This window comes from Acidovorax sp. GW823-FHT05D11, assembly GCF_058795695.1.
In genome coordinates, this window is the sequence record NZ_CM179502.1 from 1036747 (window position 1) to 1054983 (window position 18237).

Consider the following 18237-nt stretch of genomic DNA (forward strand, 5'->3'; position numbering starts at 1 on the left):
TGGTTGGATAAGCGCTGGAGGCCGGTTCGACCCATATTCTGGTCACTTGGAACGCAGGAACAGCCGGTAGGCCGGGTTCAGCGTCTCTTCCACGTACGGGTAGCCCAGCGTGGCCAGGAAGGCGTCGAACGTGGCGGTGTCCTCGGGCGGCACCTGCATGCCCACGAGGATGCGGCCGTAGTCGGCGCCCTGGTTGCGGTAGTGGAACAGGCTGATGTTCCAGGTCGGCTGCATCAGGCTCAGGAACTTGAGCAGCGCGCCCGGCCGCTCGGGGAAGGTGAAGCGCATCAGCCGCTCGTCCTGCGCCAGCGCCGAATGGCCGCCCACCAGGTGGCGCAGGTGTTCCTTGGCCAGTTCGTCGTGGGTCAGGTCCAGCGCCTCGAAGCCGTGGCGGCCGAAGTTCCGGGCGATCTTGTCCGATTCGCCCTTGCCGTTGGTGGTCAGGCCCACGAACACATGGGCCTGGGCGGCGTCGCTGATGCGGTAGTTGAACTCGGTCACGTTGCGCGCGCCGCCGGGCAGGTCGCCCACCACCTCGCAAAAGCGCCGGAAGCTGCCCCGTTCTTCGGGGATGGTCACGGCGAACAGCGCCTCGCGCTCCTCGCCCACCTCGGCGCGCTCGGCCACGAAGCGCAGGCGGTCGAAGTTCATGTTGGCGCCGCACAGGATGGCGGCGTAGGTCTCGCCCCGGGTCTTGTTCTCGGCCACGTACTGTTTGATGGCGGCCACGGCCAGGGCCCCCGCGGGCTCGACGATGCTGCGCGTGTCCACGAAGATGTCCTTGATGGCGGCGCAGACGGCGTCGGTGTCCACGGTGATGAAGCCGTCCACCAGGCCGCTGTGGGTGATGCGGAAGGTTTCCTCGCCCACGAGCTTGACGGCCGTGCCGTCCGAGAACAGGCCCACATCGAGCAGCGTGACGCGCTGGTGCGCGTTGACCGACTGGATCATTGCGTCCGAGTCGTTCATCTGTACCCCGATCACCTTGATCTCGGGCCGCACGGCCTTGATGTAGTTGGCCACGCCAGAGATGAGCCCGCCGCCGCCGATGGCCACGAACACGGCATCGAGCTGGTTGCTGCCCAGGCTTTGCAGCTGGCGCAGGATCTCCATGGCGATGGTGCCCTGGCCCGCGATCACGTCCGGGTCGTCGAACGGGTGCACGAAGGTCAGGCCCTGTTCCTTTTCAAGCGTCACCGAGTGGCCGTAGGCGTCGGAATAGCTCTCGCCAAACAGCACGACCTCGCCACCCAGCGTCTTCACGGCATCGATCTTGAGCTGCGGCGTGGTGGTCGGCATCACGATGACCGCGCGGGCGCCCAGCTTGTGGGCGCTCATGGCCACGCCCTGCGCGTGGTTGCCGGCCGAGGCGCAGATCACTCCGCGCGCGAGCTGCTCGGGCGTGAGGTGCGCCATCTTGTTGTAGGCGCCGCGCAGCTTGAAGCTGAACACCGCCTGCTGGTCCTCGCGCTTCAAGAGCACCTTGTTGTGCAGGCGGCGGCTGAGGTTCTTGGCGGGCTCCAGGGCCGACTCCACCGCCACGTCGTACACGCGGGCGGTCAGGATTTTCTTCAGGTAGTCGGCGGGAGTGAGGTGCTGGGTCATGGCGGGAGCTGGTGGGGCCGCCGCTGGACAGCGGCGGGGGCCACATCATAGGGCGTCGGTTTCCGGCCTGGCCCGGACGCCACACGGGCGGCGCGCGGCCGGACCGGCCAAAAAAAAGCCCCGGGCCGTGAGGCCTGGGGCTAATCCATCCTTTGAGGAGATGGAGGAGACAATCGGTGCGGGGCAAGTACCGGATTCCGGACTTCTTGCCGCCTGCCGTTTCCTTTTTGTTCGAAACCGGCAGCGCATGGGCGAAGTTTAGCGCGAGTCTTGTTGCGATGCAGCAAAATTCGCATCAAATTCTTTTCGTTTCGGTTTTCCGTGCGAAAAAAACCACGTGTCACACAGGAGAAACACAAATGGAATGCACAGTCAGTTGGACAGGAGGGGCAGGAACACGCTCCGGCATGGGCTTTGTGGCCGAAACCGGCAGCGGCCATGTCCTGGCCATGGATGGCGCCCCCGATGCCGCCAACCCCGCCAATGGCGGGCAGAACCTGGCGCCCCGGCCCATGGAGACGGTGCTGGCAGGAACGGGTGGCTGCACCGCCTATGACGTGGTCCTGATCCTCAAGCGGGGCCGCCACGATGTGCGCGGCTGCAGCGTCAAGCTCACCACCGAGCGGGCCCAGACCGACCCCAAGGTGTTCACCAGGATCCACATGCATTTCACCGTGACGGGCAAGGGGATTCCCGCCTCGGCGGTGGAGCGCGCCATTGCCATGAGCCACGACAAATACTGCTCGGCCAGCATCATGCTCGGCAAGACCGCCGAGATCACCACCGGCTTCGAGGTGATCGAGGCCTGACGGCCGCCCCGAACCGCGGCGGGCGCCCGGGCCGCACGCACTTTCCCGGTGCAGGGCTCCGGGGGAACGGTCAGATGTAGTGCGCCGTGGTGGTCATCACCTTGGCGGCGGCCCTCATCGCGGCGCGGGCGGGTGCCGGCAGCTGCAGCGCGCCGGAGGCCCGCGCCTGCGCCGCGTGGCGCTCCTCGTCGTCCTTCATCCGGGCCACCACGGCCCGGGAGGCCAGGTCCTGCTCGGGAAGCCGCGCAAGGTGGCCCTGCAAATGCGCCGCCACCTGGTTTTCCGTCTCCGCCACGAACCCCAGGCTGGCCCGGTCGCTCACCTTGGCCGCTACCAGGCCCAGCGCGAAGGCGCCCGCGAACCACAGCGGATTGAGCAGGCTGGGGCGTGCTCCCAGGGCCTCCAGGCGCCCGCGTGTCCAGGCCAGATGGTCTGTTTCTTCCCGGGCGGCCTCCAGCAAGTGCACGCGCAGCCCGGCATCGCGTGTGACTGCGGCCTGCGCCGTGTAGAGGGCTTGCGCACAGACTTCACCCACGTGATTGACCCGCATCAATGCCCCCGCCAGCTTCTTCTGGGCGGGGTCGAGGTCGGCTTCCGCGATGCCCAGGGCGGGCGTGGGCTCGCAGGCCCGGGGGGGCGCGAAAAGCGTGCGCAGGGCGTTGTCAGCGGCGGTCAGCAAGGGGTCCATGGCAGCTTTCAGGATGGCAAGGGGCAGGAAACACAATTTTCACTTGGATACAAATATTCGGCAGGTGCCGACGGGGGCCGCAAGGGTGCCGAAACCGATTTTGCTGGCGCTCCGTGAAATGTTGCAACACTGCAACGATTTTCCCCTTTCGGGTCGATTGTGGGTGAATTCCTTTGCGAAACCCGGCCGGGTCTGGTGCAATAAGAGCAACTTCCCCACCAGGAGGTTGGCCCGGGGAACCGGCGGGACTGTGCAGGTGCTTTCACCATAGACCCCCCGTACCGGCGCCCTATGTTTAACCTTGGAGTAACTCGCAATGAAAAAATCCCTGATTGCCCTGGCTGTGCTGGCTGCTTCCGGCGCTGCAATGGCTCAATCGTCCGTGACCCTGTTCGGCGTGGTTGATGCAACCTACGCTTACGGTTCCGGCAGCGTCGCTAACAAGTCCCAACTGACGAACTCCGGCTACAACAGCAGCCGTCTGGGTTTCCGCGGCGTTGAAGATCTGGGTGGCGGCATGTCCGCTTCGTTCTGGCTGGAAGCTGGTCTGAACAACGACAACGGCCAAGGCGCTGCTACCAACGCTACCAACCAAGGCGCTGCTGCTGCCCTGGGCAACGGCCAACAAGGCCTGACGTTCAACCGTCGTTCGACGGTCAGCCTGAACGGCGGCTTCGGTGAAGTGCGTCTGGGCCGTGACTACACGCCCCAATTCTGGAACCTGACCGTGTTCGATCCGTTCGGCACGAACGGTGTTGGCACGACCCAAACCCTGAACTCCAGCCTGGGTGGCCCAACCACCATCCGCGCTTCGAACGCCATCGGCTACTTCCTGCCTGGCAACCTGGGCGGCTTCTACGGCCAAGCACAGTACTACATGGGTGAAAACCTGAGCAACGCTGCCAACAAGAAGGACGGCAACGGCCTGGCTCTGCGCGCTGGTTACGCCAACGGCCCCATCAACGTGGCTCTGGCTTTCTCTGACACCAAGTTCCTGAGCGGCAACATCAAGGCTGTGAACGTGGGCGGTCAATACGATCTGGGCGTGGCCAAGATCATGGCTCACTACAACCAAGACGACATCAAGAACGGCAACGAAGGCAAGGGCTTCCTGATCGGCGGTCTGGTGCCAGTTGGCGCAGGCGAAATCCGTCTGTCTTACTCCACCTACAAGATCGAAACCCCCGGTGCTGATCCCCGCGCCAACAAGCTGGCTCTGGGCTACGTGCACAACCTGTCCAAGCGCACGGCTCTGTACGCAACGTACGCTCACGTGAGCAACAAGAACGGCTCCGCTCAGTCCCTGAACGGTTCCGTGACTGCTGCTGGCGAAAACTCCAACGGCTACGACTTCGGTATCCGTCACAGCTTCTAATATCAAGACTGGCCCTTGGCCAGTTGACGATATCAAAGCTAAAAAGCCGCCTTCGGGCGGCTTTTTTTTGACCGACTGACTGACTGGTTGTCTGCGGTTGATTGCGGGAGTTGAATTGTGGGTTGCCCGAGTGAACAATCCAGTGCGACATGGCATGTAACTCCGGATACATGCCTTCTGCCGCTGCAATGCCTGGCACCTTCCGGAGGGCCTTGTTGGCCCTGTCTCCGTGGTTTCTTTCCCTTCTTTGCCCCGGTGCAGATTCTTGGCACCATCCTTGCGTGCTGGAACGACGCAAAAGCAACGTAAATCCACCCTCAGAGGCCCTTCTCGGCGCTGGAGATTCAGGGATTTCCCGTTGGCTATAGAGCAACCTTTACTGCATAGTAAAACTTTTAATCAAGAGGGTTCCATGAAACTCAAATACAGTCTTTTGTCGGTAGCTGCCATGGCTGCACTGCTTGCAGCACCAGCGCTGCATGCCAAGCCCTTCAAATGGGCGAGCCAGGGGGAGATTGCGACCTGGGATATCCATTCCCAAAACAATGCACTGCAAAACGGCATTCATGCCAATGTGTATGAGAGCCTGGTCTACTACAACAGCAAGACATTTGACGTGGAGCCCGTCCTGGCGACCTCCTGGAAAGAGGTCAGCCCCACACAGGTGCGCTTCACGCTGCGCCAGGGAGTGAAGTTCCATGATGGGTCGGCGTTCACCGCCGATGACGCCGTGTACTCGCTGCAGCGCGCGATGGCGAAGACGTCGAACTTCACGCCCTACATCCAGGGCATCAGCAAGGTCAACAAGGTCGACGCGCAAACCATCGACGTCATCCTGACGGCCCCCAATCCCGTGCTGCTGCGCCAGATGACCGAACTGCGCATGATGAGCAAGGCCTGGGCGGAAAAGAACAAGTCCGTGGAGCCCAAGGACATCAAGGGCAGCGATGAAAACTTTGCCCACCGCAATGCCATGGGCACCGGCCCCTACACGCTGGAGTCGTGGCAGCCCGATGTGAAGATGGTCTTCAAGCGCAACCCCAACTGGTGGGGCAAGATGGACGGCAACGTCACGGAAATCGTCTATACCCCGATCAAGTCCGCCGCCACGCGCATCGCTGCGCTGCTGTCGGGCGAAGTGGACATGGTGCTGGACCCCACGCCCCAGGATCTGGGTCGCCTGCGCGCCAGCCCCGACCTGAAGGTGATCGACGGTGTGGAGAACCGCACCATCTTCCTGGGCATGGACCAGTTCCGCGATGAGCTACCAGGCTCCAACATCAAGGGCAAGAACCCGCTCAAGGACGTGCGCGTGCGCAAGGCCCTGTATCAGGCCATCGATGCCGACACGATCTCGCGCAACATCATGCGCGGCCTCGGCAAGCCTACGGGCACCATCGTGGCGCCCCAGGTGGCCGGATACACCGAAGCCGTGGGCAAGCGTTTCCCCTACAGTGTCGAAGCCTCCAAGAAGCTGCTGGCCGAAGCGGGTTATCCCGATGGCTTCGAAGTGGATTTCGCCTGCCCGAACAACCGCTACATCAACGACGAGGCCATCTGCCAGGCCGTGACGGCCATGTGGTCGCGTGTGGGCGTGAAGGCCAAGCTGCGCACGCTGCCGCTGGTGAACTATTTCCCCATGATCCAGCGCTACGAAGCCAGCATCTACATGCTGGGCTGGGGCGTGCCGACGTTCGATGCGTTGTACAGCCTGCAGTCGCTGGTACGCACCGTGGGCCAGGGGGGTGACGGCAACTACAACGTGGGCCGCTACAGCAACCAGCGCATGGACTACCTGGTGGACCGGATCAAGGCCGAGACGGACGCTCCCGTGCGCGCGCGCATGCTGACGGAGGCGCTGCAGCTGTCCAATGACACCGTATCCCACCTTCCTCTGCATGACCAGGTGATACCCTGGGCTATGAAGAAGAACGTGGAGCTGGTCCACCGCGCCGACAACCGCGTGGACATGCGCACGGTCAAGGTGAACTGATCGATTGTCGATACGCTGAGAGCAAGGGCCTCGAGGCCCTTGCTCTCCTTGATTCAGTTTGACGACGACGTATTGCCAGTCAGTGCCCCTGCCATCAAAAGTGGCCGCGGTGCTTTTATCGAACACTCACTCGACTTCCCGATGCTTGCCTTTATATTGCGCCGCCTGATACAGGCTGTGATTGTCATGGTCACGGTGGCCTTCATCTCCTTCATGCTGTTCCAGTACGTGGGAGATCCCGTGGTGTTTCTGCTGGGACAGGATGCCACCCCTGAACAGATCCGGGAGCTGCGTGCCTCCCTCGGCCTGGACAAACCCTTCTTCGTGCAGTTCTGGCACTTTCTCGTGAATGCGGCGCAAGGCGAATTCGGCCTGAGCCTGCGCCAGGGTGCCAAGGTCTCGCGCCTCATTGCCGAGCGTTTCCCCGCCACGCTGGAGCTGGCGCTGGTCGCCGCGGTGCTGGCGCTGGTGATCGGCGTGCCCATGGGCGTGTATGCGGCGCTCAAGCGCGGCACCTTCACCAGCCAGATGTTCATGACGCTTTCGCTGCTCGGCGTGTCACTGCCCACCTTCCTGATCGGCATCCTGCTGATCCTGGTGTTTGCGGTGACCCTGGGCTGGTTCCCGAGCTTTGGCCGCGGGGAAGTGGTGCAGCTGGGATGGTGGAGCACCGGCCTGCTCAAGGCCAAGGGCTGGCACCACATCACGCTACCCGCCATCACGCTGGCCATCTTCCAGCTCACGCTGATCATGCGGCTGGTGCGCGCGGAGATGCTGGAGGTGCTGCGCACGGACTACATCAAGTTCGCGCGGGCCCGGGGCCTGTCCAATCGCGCCATCCATTTTGGGCACGCGCTCAAGAACACGCTGGTGCCCGTGATGACCATCACCGGCCTGCAACTGGGCGGCCTGATCGCGTTTGCGATCATCACCGAGACCGTGTTCCAGTGGCCCGGCATGGGCCTGCTGTTCATCCAGGCCGTGACCTTTGCGGACATTCCTGTGATGGCGGCGTACCTCTGCCTGATCGCGCTGATCTTCGTGGTGATCAACCTGGTGGTGGATCTGCTGTACTTCGCGGTGGACCCCCGTCTGCGCGTGGGCAAGGCAGGAGGCCATTGAATGAGCTCCCCCCTGAGTCGCTTCGCGCCATCCCCCCGGAGGGGGGATGCTCCCAGCGCGGCGGGGCGGCCCTTGCGCGGCAGCACTGGCCTGGGCCGCGCCGGTTTTGCCGGCTGCTGGCGCTGCACGAGCTTTCCGGGCGTCTGACATGCAGTCGCTCCGATACAAAGCGGGTGGCCGGGCGTTTGCGCACATCGCGCAGTTCCATCCGGAGCTGACCGCCCTGCGCCGCGATCTGCACGCCCATCCCGAGCTGGGCTTTGAAGAAATCTATACAGGCAACCGCGTGAAAGAGGCGCTCAAGGTGTGCGGCGTGGACGAGATCCACGACGGCATCGGCCGCACGGGCATCGTTGCGGTGATCCGCGGCCGCAGCACCTCCAGCGGCTCCATGGTGGGCCTGCGTGCCGACATGGATGCGCTGCCTTTGGCAGAGCACAACGACTTCTCCTGGAAGTCGTGCAAGCCCGGCCTCATGCACGGCTGTGGCCACGACGGCCACACCGCCATGCTGGTGGGCGCGGCGCGCTACCTGGCCGAGACCCGCAATTTCGACGGCACGGCCGTGCTCGTGTTCCAGCCAGGCGAGGAGGGCTTGGCGGGCGCCCGCGTGATGATGGAAGACGGCCTGTTCGACCGGTTCCCGGTGCAGTCCATCTATGCCATGCACAACTGGCCGGCCATGAAGCCCGGCACCGTGGGCATCAACCCGGGCCCCATGATGGCGGCGGCCGACCGCTTCACCATCGAAATCACGGGGCGCGGCGGCCACGGCGCGCATGCCTACCAGACGGTGGACGTGCTGGTGGTGGCCGCGCACATCATCACGGCGGCGCAGAGCATCGTGTCGCGCAACGTGCGCCCCATCGAAAGTGCCGTGGTCAGCATCTGCGCCGCGCAGGCAGGCGATCTGGGCGCCTTCAGCGTGCTGCCCGGCTCCGCCACCCTGGTGGGCACCGTGCGCACGTTCGATCCCGTGGTGCAGGAGATGGTGGAAAAGCGCCTCAAGGAACTGTGCAACGCGATTGCTCTGGGCTTTGGGGCCAATGCCACGGTGCACTACGAGCGCATCTACCCGGCCACGATCAACAGCGAGAGCGAGGCCGTCTTCGCGGGCGACGTGGCCGAATCCCTGCTGGGCGCGGACCACGTGGTGCGCGACCTGGAGCCCAGCATGGGCGCGGAGGACTTCGCCTTCATGCTCCAGACCCGCCCGGGCGCCTACCTGCGCATCGGCCAGGGTACCGGCGCCAGCGGCAGTGCGCTGCACAACAGCCGCTACGACTTCAACGACGACATCCTGCCGCTGGGCTCTGCATTGCATGCGAGCCTGATCGAGCAGTCCATGCCCCTGGCGGTGCCCTGAGGGCTGCGTCCCCTTCGCGCAACGCCAGCATCCAATCCCTGGATCCACCACCTTTCGCACCCCTTTTCACTACGAGGAGATTTCCATGAAATTCCAGAAAAAAGCCGCCCTTGCCGCACTGTTTGCCGCGATGGCCGCAACCAGCATGGTCGCCAATGCGCAGACCATCCGAATTGCCAACCAGGGCGATGCGCTCTCCATGGATCCGCACTCGCTCAACGAATCGCTCCAGCTGAGCGTGACCAGCAACGTGTACGAGCCGCTGGTCGGCCGCAACAAGGACCTGAGCCTGGCGCCGGCGCTGGCCACGGCCTGGAAGCAAACCGCACCCACCGTGTGGCGGTTCGAGCTGCGCAAGGGCGTGCAATTCCATGACGGCACCCCCTTCACGGCAGACGACGTGGTGTTCAGCTTTGGCCGCATGAAGGGCGAGGGCTCGGACATGAAGGCCACCAACAGCGACATCAAGCAGGTGCGCAAGATCGACGATCACACCGTCGAGATCGAAACCATGGCGCCGCAGCCCATCCTGCCCGACGTGATCACGACCTCCTACATCATGAGCAAGAAGTGGTGCGAGACCAACCAGGCCGTGATGCCCGTCGACCGCCGCAAGGGCATCGAGAACGCTGCCTCGTTCCGCGCCAACGGCACAGGCCCCTTCCGCCTGCGCGAGCGCCAGCCCAACGTGCGCTCGGTGTTCGTGCGCAACGGCTCCTACTGGGGCAAGATCGAGGGCAACGTGACCGAAGTGGTGTTCACGCCCATCGCCAACGATGCCACGCGCGTGGCGGCGCTGCTGTCGGGCGAAGTGGATGTGATGGAGCCCGTGCCGGTGCAGGACATCGACCGTGTCAACAACAGCCCCAACACGCGTGCGGTGACCGGCCCCGAGCTGCGCACCATCTTCCTGGGCATGGACCAGAAGCGCGACGAGCTGCTGTACTCCAACGTGAAGGGCAAGAACCCCTTCAAGGACAAGCGCGTCCGCCAGGCCTTCTACCAGGCCATCGACATCGACGGCATCAAGAAGACCGTGATGCGCGGCGCCTCCAACCCTTCCGCGCTGATGGTGGGCCCTGGCATCAACGGCTTCCAGCCCGAGACCAAGCGCCTGCCGTACGACGTCGAAGCCGCCAAGAAGCTGATGGTGGAAGCCGGCTACCCCAATGGCTTCGAAGTGTCCATGAACTGCCCGAACGACCGCTACGTGAACGACGGCCGCATCTGCCAGACCGTGGCCGCCAACCTCTCTCGCATCAACGTCAAGATCAACCTGCAGGCCGAGACCAAGGGTACCTACTTCCCCAAGGTGCTGCGCCGCGACACCAGCTTCTACATGCTGGGCTGGACGCCCACGACCTACGACGCGCACAACGCGCTCAACGCGCTCATGATCTGCCCGGACGACAAGGGCGGTGCCGGCCAGTTCAACCTGGGCGCCTATTGCAACCCCAAGCTCGATGAACTGACGAAGAAGGTGCTGGTCGAGACCGACAAGGCCAAGCGCGACGCGATGATCAAGGAAGCCTTCGACCTGCACAGCGCCGACATCGGCCACCTGCCGCTGCACCAGCAGGCGCTGGCCTGGGGCGTGAACAAGAACGTGAAGCTCGTGCAGATGGCCGACAACTTCATGTACTTCAAGTGGATGACCATCGGCAAGTAAGCGGTCAGAAGATTTCGTACCTAGATCGTCGCAAAAGAATCAAGAGAAACGACAACCGGTTCTTTTGAAAGTCCACACCACCGCGAGGCCGCTACCCGGGCCTGGCGGTGGTGCCTGTTTACTGGTTCCCACAATGAAAACTACCCTTGCCCGCTGGCTCGACAGCGATGTTGGCTACAGCTTCCGCACATCGCCGGTGGCCATGCTGGCCGCAGCGATCGCGCTGGTCTGCGTGTTCTGTTCGGTGTTCGCCGGATGGGTCGCGCCCCACAACCCGTTTGACCTGGCCACGCTCGAACTCAGCGATGCGCGGCTGCCCCCGGCCTGGAGCGCCGAAGGCTCCATGAAATACCCGCTGGGCACCGATGACCAGGGCCGCGACATCCTTTCCGCGCTGATCTACGGCGCGCGCATCTCCCTCGTCGTGGGCATCGCGTCGGTGCTGCTCTCGGTGGTGGTGGGCGTGGCGTTTGGCCTGCTGGCGGGATTTCGCGGCGGCTGGATCGACGCGGTGCTCATGCGCCTGTGCGACGTGATGCTGTCGTTTCCGGCCATCCTGGTCGCCCTGCTGATTGCCGGTGTGGGCCGCGCGCTGTTTCCCAACGCGCACGAGTCGCTGGCCTTTGGCGTGCTCATCATCTCGATCTCGCTGACGGGCTGGGTGCAGTACGCACGCACCGTGCGCGGCTCCACGCTGGTGGAGCGCAACAAGGAGTACGTGCAGGCCGCGCGCGTGACGGGCGTCTCGTCGCTGCGCATCATGCGCAAGCACGTGCTGCCCAATGTGATGGGCCCGGTGCTCGTGCTGGCCACCATCCAGGTCGCCACCGCCATCATCACCGAGGCCACGCTGTCCTTCCTGGGCGTGGGCGCGCCGCCCACATCGCCGTCGCTGGGCACGCTGATCCGCATCGGCAACGACTACCTGTTCTCGGGCGAATGGTGGATCACCGTGTTCCCCGGTGCCATGCTGGTGCTGATTGCTCTTTCCGTGAATCTATTGGGCGACTGGTTGCGTGATGCCCTCAATCCGCGCCTGCGCTGAACAAGAACAAGAAAAGCGATATCCCCATGAGCCTTCTAGAAGTCAAAAACCTCGTTGTCGAATTCCCGGGCCGCCGCGGTACCCTGCGCGCCCTGGACGACATTTCCTTCTCCATCGCACCCGGCGAGATCCTGGGTGTGGTGGGTGAATCTGGCGCGGGCAAGTCGCTCACCGGCGCCGCCATCATCGGCCTGCTGGAGCCACCGGGCCGCGTGGCATCCGGCCAGATCCTGCTGGAGGGCCAGCGCATCGACAACCTCAGCAACGAGGAAATGCGCCACATCCGCGGCCGCCGGATCGGCGCCATCTTCCAGGACCCGCTGACCTCGCTGAACCCGCTGTACACCGTGGGCCGCCAGCTCACCGAGACCATCCTGGCCCACCTGCCGGTCACGCCCGCCGAGGCCCGCCAGCGCGCCATCGCGCTGCTGCAGGACACCGGCATTCCGGCGGCGGCGGAGCGCATCGACCACTACCCGCACCAGTTCTCCGGCGGCATGCGCCAGCGCGTGGTGATCGCCCTGGCCCTGGCTGCCGAGCCCAAGCTCATCGTGGCCGACGAGCCCACCACGGCGCTCGACGTGTCCATCCAGGCGCAGATCATCACGCTGCTGAAAAACATCTGCAAATCGCGCGGTGCCGCCGTGATGCTGATCACCCATGACATGGGCGTGATCGCCGAGACCTGCGACCGCGTGGCCGTGCTGTATGCCGGCCGCGTGGCCGAGATCGGCCCCGTGCACGACGTCATCAACAAGCCATCGCACCCCTACACCAGCGGCCTGATGGCCTCCATCCCCGACATGGCGGTGGACCGCGAGCGCCTGAACCAGATCGACGGGGCCATGCCCCGCCTGAATGCCATCCCCAAGGGCTGTGCCTACAACCCGCGCTGCCCCAAGACCTTTGACCGCTGCATGACCGAACGTCCCGACCTGATGGATGCGGGCTCCACCCGCGCCGCCTGCTGGCTGCACGCCGGCGCCACGACGAAAAACGCCGAGGTGGCCGCATGAGCACTACGACCACCACCACCGCCGCCGCAGGCAAGGCCCCCGTCGCCGCCCAAGGCCGGCCCCTCGTGCAGGCGCACGATCTGGCCAAGACTTTCGATGTCTCCGCCCCCTGGCTCAACCGCGTCATCGAGCGCAAGCCCCGCACGCTGCTGCATGCGGTCGACGGCGTGAGCTTCGAGATCGAACGGGGCAAGACACTCGCCCTGGTGGGCGAATCGGGCTGCGGCAAGAGCACGGTGGCCCGTTTGCTGGTGGGCCTGTACGAGCCGACACGCGGCGGCCTCACCTTCGACGGCCAGGACGCGCACGCCGCCTTCAAGGGCAACGATGCCCAGGCCATGCGCCGGCGCATCCAGATGATCTTCCAGGACCCCTATGCCAGCCTGAACCCGCGCTGGCTGGTCGAGGACATCATCGGCGAGCCGCTGCGCGAGCACGGCCTCATCACCGACAAGGTCGAGCTCAAGGCCCGCGTGGGCGAGCTGCTCAAGTCCGTGGGCCTGTCGCCGCTGGACATGGTCAAGTACCCGCACCAGTTCTCCGGCGGCCAGCGCCAGCGCATCTCCATCGCGCGCGCCCTGGCCACCGAGCCCGAGTTCCTGGTGTGCGACGAGCCCACCTCGGCGCTCGACGTGTCGGTGCAGGCGCAGGTGCTCAACATCATGAAGGACCTGCAGCGCGAGCGGCAGCTCACGTACCTGTTCATCAGCCACAACCTGGCCGTGGTGCGCCACGTGAGCGACCAGGTCGGCGTGATGTACCTGGGTCGCCTGGTGGAACTGGCCGACAAGCACACGCTGTTCGATACGCCACGCCACCCCTACACGCGCATGCTGCTCGATGCCATCCCCAAGATGCACGACACCGGCAAGGCGCGCACGCCGGTGCAGGGCGAGGTGCCCAACCCGCTGAACCCGCCCCCTGGCTGCGCCTTCAATCCGCGCTGCCCGCACGTGAACGACCGCTGCCGCGCCGAACGGCCCCAGTTGCTCAGCATTGGCGGCATCCGGATCGCCTGCCATGCGGTGGAAGAGGGGCGGATCTGAGAGATTGCTCCTGAATCTATAGCTGCTTGCGCTTGATGGGAAAGCGCTGAGGGCCTATTTGTTTGTCAAACTGGCTGGTGTGCGCCTTGCCGGGAGTACCTGGCTTGGCGCCATGGAACACCCCCGACGCCGGCTGCCGGGGCCTGGGCCCCGCAGCGACCCGTGGGCGGCACCCGCGGTCGCCCCGGCGGTGCGTACCAGGCGTCGGTGGCTGTGGGCTCCGCGCTTGCCAAATTGCGCTTGGTGGGTTGGCAAGTGGTTCGTATGATGTCTTATTACCAGATGTTGCAGAGCCGGATCGCTACAGCGTCCCTTTGGGGAAACCGGCCTCGTCCACCCCTTTCTTTTCTGAATCCATGCTCGCTCTTGTGCTTGCGACGCGCCTGCGCTCTGCGCGCCGCATTGTTTTTCAACAATTGACCGTGCTCTGGCGGTCGCCGTGGTTGCGCGGCGGCCGGGGCCTTCTCCATGCCGTGGTTGCTGTGCTGGCCGTTGCCTCCCTGGCGCATGCAGCGCCCGCCCATGCCGCCACGGAGATCCGCACGCTGATCGACAGCGACAACAACCCCGCGACCGGCTGTACCGTCGCCACTCCGGGCGGGGCCTTCGGGGGCGTGGAGCAGGCTGCCATCACCCGCATCGACCTGCTGGCGGCCGAGCCGGTGGGGGACGTCGCCCGAGAGGTCTGCCAGAGCGGAGTGCTGGTTGCCGACCCCAGCTTCGTGCCCAGCGCGCCCTTGCACTGGCCTCTGGGTGTCGCTGCCGCCGGCATGCACACGGACGTTGTCGAAAGTTATGCGCAACTGGTGAGTGCGGCGGCGTCCGGCGTGCGGCTCGGATTCGTCGCCAGCACCACCGACGGCAGCGCGCCGCCCAGCGCCCTGTTGTCGGCTGATGGCAGCGGCGGTTCGCCGATCCATCTGGCCGCGGCGGCGGCAGCTGCCGTGGCCGTGCCCGCACTGGGCGGGGCCGGCCTGCTGCTGGTGGCCTGTGCGCTGGTCTTTGCCACTTACCGCTTTGCCCGCGTTCGCCGCTACGCGGCCACCGGCGCCACCTTGTGCCTGTTGCTCGTGGTGAGCCTGGCCTGGGCCGCGATCGTGCGCGACGGGTCGCCGTCGGACTGGGGCGGTACGCCGCCCGTGGCGACGGCTTCCACCACCGGCCCGCACCAGATCGCGGCCGTCTACGGGCGGCTGGAAGGCAGCACCCTGCAGCTGCGCTATGACCTGGACCTCGGCGTGCGGGACGGCGCGCCGCTGGACGATGGGCCGTTCGCCGCCACCGTGGGTGCCCCACTGTCCGTGCCCGCACCGGGCCTGCTGTCCAACGATGCGCCTGGTTCCCCGCCGTTGCAGGTCCGCGAGTTCCGCGTGCAAGGCGCGGTCTCCAACACGCCGGCGGGCGGGGTGGTCGCGTTCGCGGGCAACTCGCTGACGGTGGCGGCGGATGGTGGATTCACCGTGGGGCCGCCCACGCTCCCCGGCACCTACCGCTTCGAGTACCGCGCGCACAACCGGCTGACCCCCGGAGGGTGGGGCGTGGCGACGGTCGAGGTGGCGGCTGCCAACGTCTGCGGCGACGGGGTGCGCACCGGCGCCGAGGTCTGCGATGACGGCAATGCCGTCACCGAGACCAGCTGTCCCTATGGCACCGTGTCCTGCACCACCTGCAACGCCACCTGCACGGCAACGCTGAGCCTGACCGGCCAGTTCTGTGGCGACGGCGCTCGCAACGGCGCCGAGGTCTGCGACGACGGCAACAACGTGACGGAGACCAGCTGCCCGGACGGCACGGCCACCTGCCAGGCATGCAACGCCACCTGCACGGCGACGCTGAACCTCACGGGCGCCTTCTGCGGCGATGGCATACGCAACGGCGCGGAGGTCTGCGACGACGGCAACAACGTGACGGAAACCAGCTGCCCGGACGGCACGGCCACCTGCATGAGGTGCAACGCCACCTGCACGGCGACGCTGAGCCTCACGGGCGCCTTCTGCGGCGATGGCATACGCAACGGCGCCGAGGTCTGCGACGACGGCAACAACGTGACGGAGACCAGCTGCCCCTATGGCAGCGCTTCCTGCATGGCCTGCAACGCCTCCTGCACGGCGCCGTTGAGCCTGACGGGCGGGTACTGTGGTGACGGGGTCGTCAACGGCGGGGAGGTCTGTGATGGCACTCCGGGCTGTTCGGCCATGTGCACGCCGCTGTAGGGGCAGCCATCCGGGCACCGGCCGGCAGAGGGTGTGCCGTCGGCGCCGCCGGGCCGGCGGTGGTCGGCGGTTCTGGGCACGCAGGGGCCGATGTCCCGAGGGTGGCGGATCCTGCGGGCGGCAGGGCGCCTACGCGTAGCGCTTGGCGCGGAGGTTTTCCTTCATCTGCTGCAGGATGGGCTGCAGCGAGCTGCCGATGCGCAGCGCCACGCAGGTCGCCAACACGTCGATGATCAGCAGGTGCATCAGGCGCGACACCATCGGGCTGTAGCGGTCGTAGCCCTCGGGGTGGTCGGCGGCCAGGTGGATCTGGCAGGTGCTGGCCAGGGGCGAGCCGCTGGCCGTGATGACGATGGTGGTCGCGCCGTTCCTGCGCGCGATGTCCGCCGCGTCCATCAGGTCGCGCGTGCGGCCCGAGTTGGAGATGATCACCGCGCAGTCGCCCGGGCCCAGCAAGGTGGCGCTCATCACCTGCATGTGGCCGTCGCTGCTGGCGATGGAGGTGACGCCCAGGCGAAAGAACTTGTGCTGGGCGTCCTGCGCAACGATGCCCGAATTGCCCACGCCGTAGAACTCGATGCGCTTGCCCGTCTTCCAGGTCGCGGCAATCGCCTCGGCCGCGCGTTCGATGGCCACGGTGCTGGCCGCGTTGCGGTACTGCAGGAAGGCGGCCACCGCGTTGTCGACGACCTTCACCAGCACGTCGCCCGTCTTGTCATCCGCATCCACGCTGCGGTGGATGAAGGGCACGCCCTCGCTCACGCTGCCCGCGAGCTTGAGCTTGAAATCGGCCAGCCCGTCATAGCCCATGCTGCGGCAAAAGCGCACCACCGTGGGCTTGCTCACGTGGGCGCGCTCGGCCAGCTCGCGCACGGGCAGCCGTGCGAACGCGCGGGGGTCGGTGAGCACCAGCTTGGCCACCCGCTGTTCGGCGGGGGCCAGCGAGGGCAGGGAGGCGGTGATGCGGTCGAGCATGTCGGTGAAGGCGTGTCAGTGGCGCCGGCAGCCGGGCGGGCCAAGGCGGCGCATCGACGGGGAGCAAGACAGGGCGGGCATGGGCGGGCTCGTGGTCGGCGGCGCCGCCGGGGATGGCGGTGTCGCATGTTCGCCTAATGTAACTTGGTTCCAAACGCCACGGGGAGGGGGCTGGCCCTGCCTTTCATCCTGCTTGCACCATGCCTGCGGGGTTCCCCCCTGACCCGGCCAGGGCCGCGGCAATAGCATCCTTGCATCACGTAATCCCGATACCTAGGAGCCTTTCATGCGCAAACCTCTGCTGAAGAACCTGCTGGCCGGAGCGGCCCTTGCGACCGCGGCCTGCGGCAGCTGGGCCCAGGGCCAGGTCAACATCATCTGTTCGGTGCAGGCCGAGTGGTGCAACCTGATGTCCACGGTGTACGCCAAGACCACCGGCACCAAGGTCAACATGACGGCCAAGGGATCGGGCGAGGCGCTGGCCCAGCTCAATGCCGAGAAGGCCAACCCCAAGACCGACATCTGGTTCGGCGGCACGGGCGACCCGCACCTGCAGGCGGCCGAGCAGGGTCTCACGCTCGAATACAAATCGCCGCAGCTCGCTCAGCTCTACCCCTGGGCGCAGAAGCAGGCCACCGATTCCAAATACCGCACCGTGGGGGTGTACCTGGGCCCGCTGGGTTTCGGCTACAACAAGGAGCTGCTGGCCAAGCGCAAGCTCAACCCGCCGCAGTCGTGGGCCGACTTGCTCAAGCCCGAGTTCAAGGGCGAGGTGCAGATGGCCAACCCGGCCTCCAGCGGCACGGCCTACACCATGATCGCCACGCTGGTGCAGATCATGGGCGAGGAAAAGGCGTTCGAGTACCTCAAGGCCCTGCACCCCAACGTGAGCACCTACACGCGCTCGGGCACGGCGCCGGTCAAGGCCGCGGCGCGGGGCGAGACCACGGTCTCCATCAGCTTCGTGCACGACGTGACCACCGAGGCGGTCAACGGCTTTCCCGTCGGGTCCATCACGCCCTCGGAAGGCACGGGCGCCGAGGTGGGCTCGATGAGCATCGTCAAGAACGGCCCGAACACCGAGGCGGCCAAGAAGTTCTACGAATGGGCTCTCACGCCCGGGGGGCAGCAGTTCGGCCTGGCGGCCAAGCAGTTCCAGCTGCCCAGCAACACGCAGGTGCCCAAGGACCCGCGCATGACCGACCCTGCCAAGATGAAGCTCATCAACTACGACTACGCCAAGTACGGCGCGAGCGCCGAGCGCCGCCGCCTGATCGCGCGCTGGGAAAAAGACGTGCAGAACGCTGCGCGCTGA

At 65.6% G+C, this 18237-nt stretch carries 14 protein-coding genes; 11 read left to right on the forward strand and 3 right to left on the reverse strand.

The features are described from left to right. Positions 1 to 42 precede the first annotated feature (42 nt). The gene (ilvA, locus tag AC3RCE_RS04755) at positions 43 to 1605 is read right to left on the reverse strand and encodes a threonine ammonia-lyase, biosynthetic (protein WP_492254638.1); all 1563 of its coding nucleotides are present in this window, start codon (positions 1603 to 1605) and stop codon (positions 43 to 45) included. A 359-nt stretch (positions 1606 to 1964) separates the two neighbouring features. Between ilvA and AC3RCE_RS04760 the strand changes: the two genes are divergently transcribed. Beyond that, positions 1965 to 2414, forward strand: coding sequence for an OsmC family protein (locus AC3RCE_RS04760; RefSeq protein ID WP_492244366.1), 450 nt, complete (start codon positions 1965 to 1967; stop codon positions 2412 to 2414). A gap of 70 nt (positions 2415 to 2484) precedes the next feature. On the opposite strand, the gene coq7 is transcribed toward AC3RCE_RS04760, so the two are convergent. Continuing rightward, positions 2485 to 3102 (reverse strand): 2-polyprenyl-3-methyl-6-methoxy-1,4-benzoquinone monooxygenase, encoded by a 618-nt coding sequence (coq7, locus tag AC3RCE_RS04765; protein WP_369641441.1) that lies wholly within the window; start codon positions 3100 to 3102, stop codon positions 2485 to 2487. Between the two features lie 316 nt (positions 3103 to 3418). Between coq7 and AC3RCE_RS04770 the strand changes: the two genes are divergently transcribed. From AC3RCE_RS04770 to AC3RCE_RS04810, 9 genes are all read left to right on the forward strand, one after another. Beyond that, entirely contained in the window at positions 3419 to 4477 is a 1059-nt protein-coding gene (locus AC3RCE_RS04770) for a porin (protein ID WP_218293319.1), read from the forward strand. Positions 4478 to 4889: 412 nt separating this feature from the next. Further along, the gene (locus tag AC3RCE_RS04775) at positions 4890 to 6470 is read left to right on the forward strand and encodes an ABC transporter substrate-binding protein (RefSeq protein ID WP_218293320.1); all 1581 of its coding nucleotides are present in this window, start codon (positions 4890 to 4892) and stop codon (positions 6468 to 6470) included. A 141-nt stretch (positions 6471 to 6611) separates the two neighbouring features. After that, positions 6612 to 7592: an ABC transporter permease gene (locus AC3RCE_RS04780; protein WP_218293321.1), complete on the forward strand. Its 981-nt coding sequence runs from the start codon at positions 6612 to 6614 to the stop codon at positions 7590 to 7592. Positions 7593 to 7740: 148 nt separating this feature from the next. Next, positions 7741 to 8958, forward strand: a complete 1218-nt coding sequence (locus AC3RCE_RS04785) for a M20 aminoacylase family protein (RefSeq protein ID WP_218293322.1) — start codon at positions 7741 to 7743, stop codon at positions 8956 to 8958. 85 nt (positions 8959 to 9043) lie between these two features. Then, positions 9044 to 10627 (forward strand): ABC transporter substrate-binding protein, encoded by a 1584-nt coding sequence (locus AC3RCE_RS04790; protein ID WP_218293323.1) that lies wholly within the window; start codon positions 9044 to 9046, stop codon positions 10625 to 10627. Positions 10628 to 10760: 133 nt separating this feature from the next. Next, positions 10761 to 11672, forward strand: coding sequence for an ABC transporter permease (locus AC3RCE_RS04795; protein WP_218293324.1), 912 nt, complete (start codon positions 10761 to 10763; stop codon positions 11670 to 11672). A gap of 26 nt (positions 11673 to 11698) precedes the next feature. Continuing rightward, positions 11699 to 12688, forward strand: coding sequence for an ABC transporter ATP-binding protein (locus tag AC3RCE_RS04800; RefSeq protein ID WP_218340424.1), 990 nt, complete (start codon positions 11699 to 11701; stop codon positions 12686 to 12688). After that, a complete protein-coding gene (locus tag AC3RCE_RS04805) occupies positions 12685 to 13734 on the forward strand; it encodes an ABC transporter ATP-binding protein (RefSeq protein ID WP_492254639.1) in 1050 nt (349 codons plus the stop codon). Before AC3RCE_RS04800 ends, AC3RCE_RS04805 begins: the two co-directional genes overlap by 4 nt. A 356-nt stretch (positions 13735 to 14090) precedes the next feature. Beyond that, on the forward strand, positions 14091 to 15947 hold the full coding sequence (locus tag AC3RCE_RS04810; RefSeq protein WP_492254640.1) for a hypothetical protein: 1857 nt from the start codon (positions 14091 to 14093) through the stop codon (positions 15945 to 15947). 129 nt (positions 15948 to 16076) lie between these two features. Here the strand turns inward: AC3RCE_RS04810 and AC3RCE_RS04815 are convergent, their stop codons facing one another. Continuing rightward, positions 16077 to 16922: a MurR/RpiR family transcriptional regulator gene (locus tag AC3RCE_RS04815; protein ID WP_218293328.1), complete on the reverse strand. Its 846-nt coding sequence runs from the start codon at positions 16920 to 16922 to the stop codon at positions 16077 to 16079. A 286-nt stretch (positions 16923 to 17208) separates the two neighbouring features. On the opposite strand from AC3RCE_RS04815, the gene AC3RCE_RS04820 reads away from it, so the two are divergent. Beyond that, a complete protein-coding gene (locus AC3RCE_RS04820) occupies positions 17209 to 18237 on the forward strand; it encodes an ABC transporter substrate-binding protein (protein ID WP_218340423.1) in 1029 nt (342 codons plus the stop codon).

What these genes read in the sequence shown, in the direction of transcription:
- ilvA (WP_492254638.1), bottom strand. Translation starts at nt 1,605, where the DNA reads ATGACCCAGCACCTCACTCCCGCCGACTACCTGAAGAAAATCCTGACC.
- AC3RCE_RS04760 (WP_492244366.1), top strand. Translation starts at nt 1,965, where the DNA reads ATGGAATGCACAGTCAGTTGGACAGGAGGGGCAGGAACACGCTCCGGC.
- coq7 (WP_369641441.1), bottom strand. Translation starts at nt 3,102, where the DNA reads ATGGACCCCTTGCTGACCGCCGCTGACAACGCCCTGCGCACGCTTTTC.
- AC3RCE_RS04770 (WP_218293319.1), top strand. Translation starts at nt 3,419, where the DNA reads ATGAAAAAATCCCTGATTGCCCTGGCTGTGCTGGCTGCTTCCGGCGCT.
- AC3RCE_RS04775 (WP_218293320.1), top strand. Translation starts at nt 4,890, where the DNA reads ATGAAACTCAAATACAGTCTTTTGTCGGTAGCTGCCATGGCTGCACTG.
- AC3RCE_RS04780 (WP_218293321.1), top strand. Translation starts at nt 6,612, where the DNA reads ATGCTTGCCTTTATATTGCGCCGCCTGATACAGGCTGTGATTGTCATG.
- AC3RCE_RS04785 (WP_218293322.1), top strand. Translation starts at nt 7,741, where the DNA reads ATGCAGTCGCTCCGATACAAAGCGGGTGGCCGGGCGTTTGCGCACATC.
- AC3RCE_RS04790 (WP_218293323.1), top strand. Translation starts at nt 9,044, where the DNA reads ATGAAATTCCAGAAAAAAGCCGCCCTTGCCGCACTGTTTGCCGCGATG.
- AC3RCE_RS04795 (WP_218293324.1), top strand. Translation starts at nt 10,761, where the DNA reads ATGAAAACTACCCTTGCCCGCTGGCTCGACAGCGATGTTGGCTACAGC.
- AC3RCE_RS04800 (WP_218340424.1), top strand. Translation starts at nt 11,699, where the DNA reads ATGAGCCTTCTAGAAGTCAAAAACCTCGTTGTCGAATTCCCGGGCCGC.
- AC3RCE_RS04805 (WP_492254639.1), top strand. Translation starts at nt 12,685, where the DNA reads ATGAGCACTACGACCACCACCACCGCCGCCGCAGGCAAGGCCCCCGTC.
- AC3RCE_RS04810 (WP_492254640.1), top strand. Translation starts at nt 14,091, where the DNA reads ATGCTCGCTCTTGTGCTTGCGACGCGCCTGCGCTCTGCGCGCCGCATT.
- AC3RCE_RS04815 (WP_218293328.1), bottom strand. Translation starts at nt 16,922, where the DNA reads ATGCTCGACCGCATCACCGCCTCCCTGCCCTCGCTGGCCCCCGCCGAA.
- AC3RCE_RS04820 (WP_218340423.1), top strand. Translation starts at nt 17,209, where the DNA reads ATGCGCAAACCTCTGCTGAAGAACCTGCTGGCCGGAGCGGCCCTTGCG.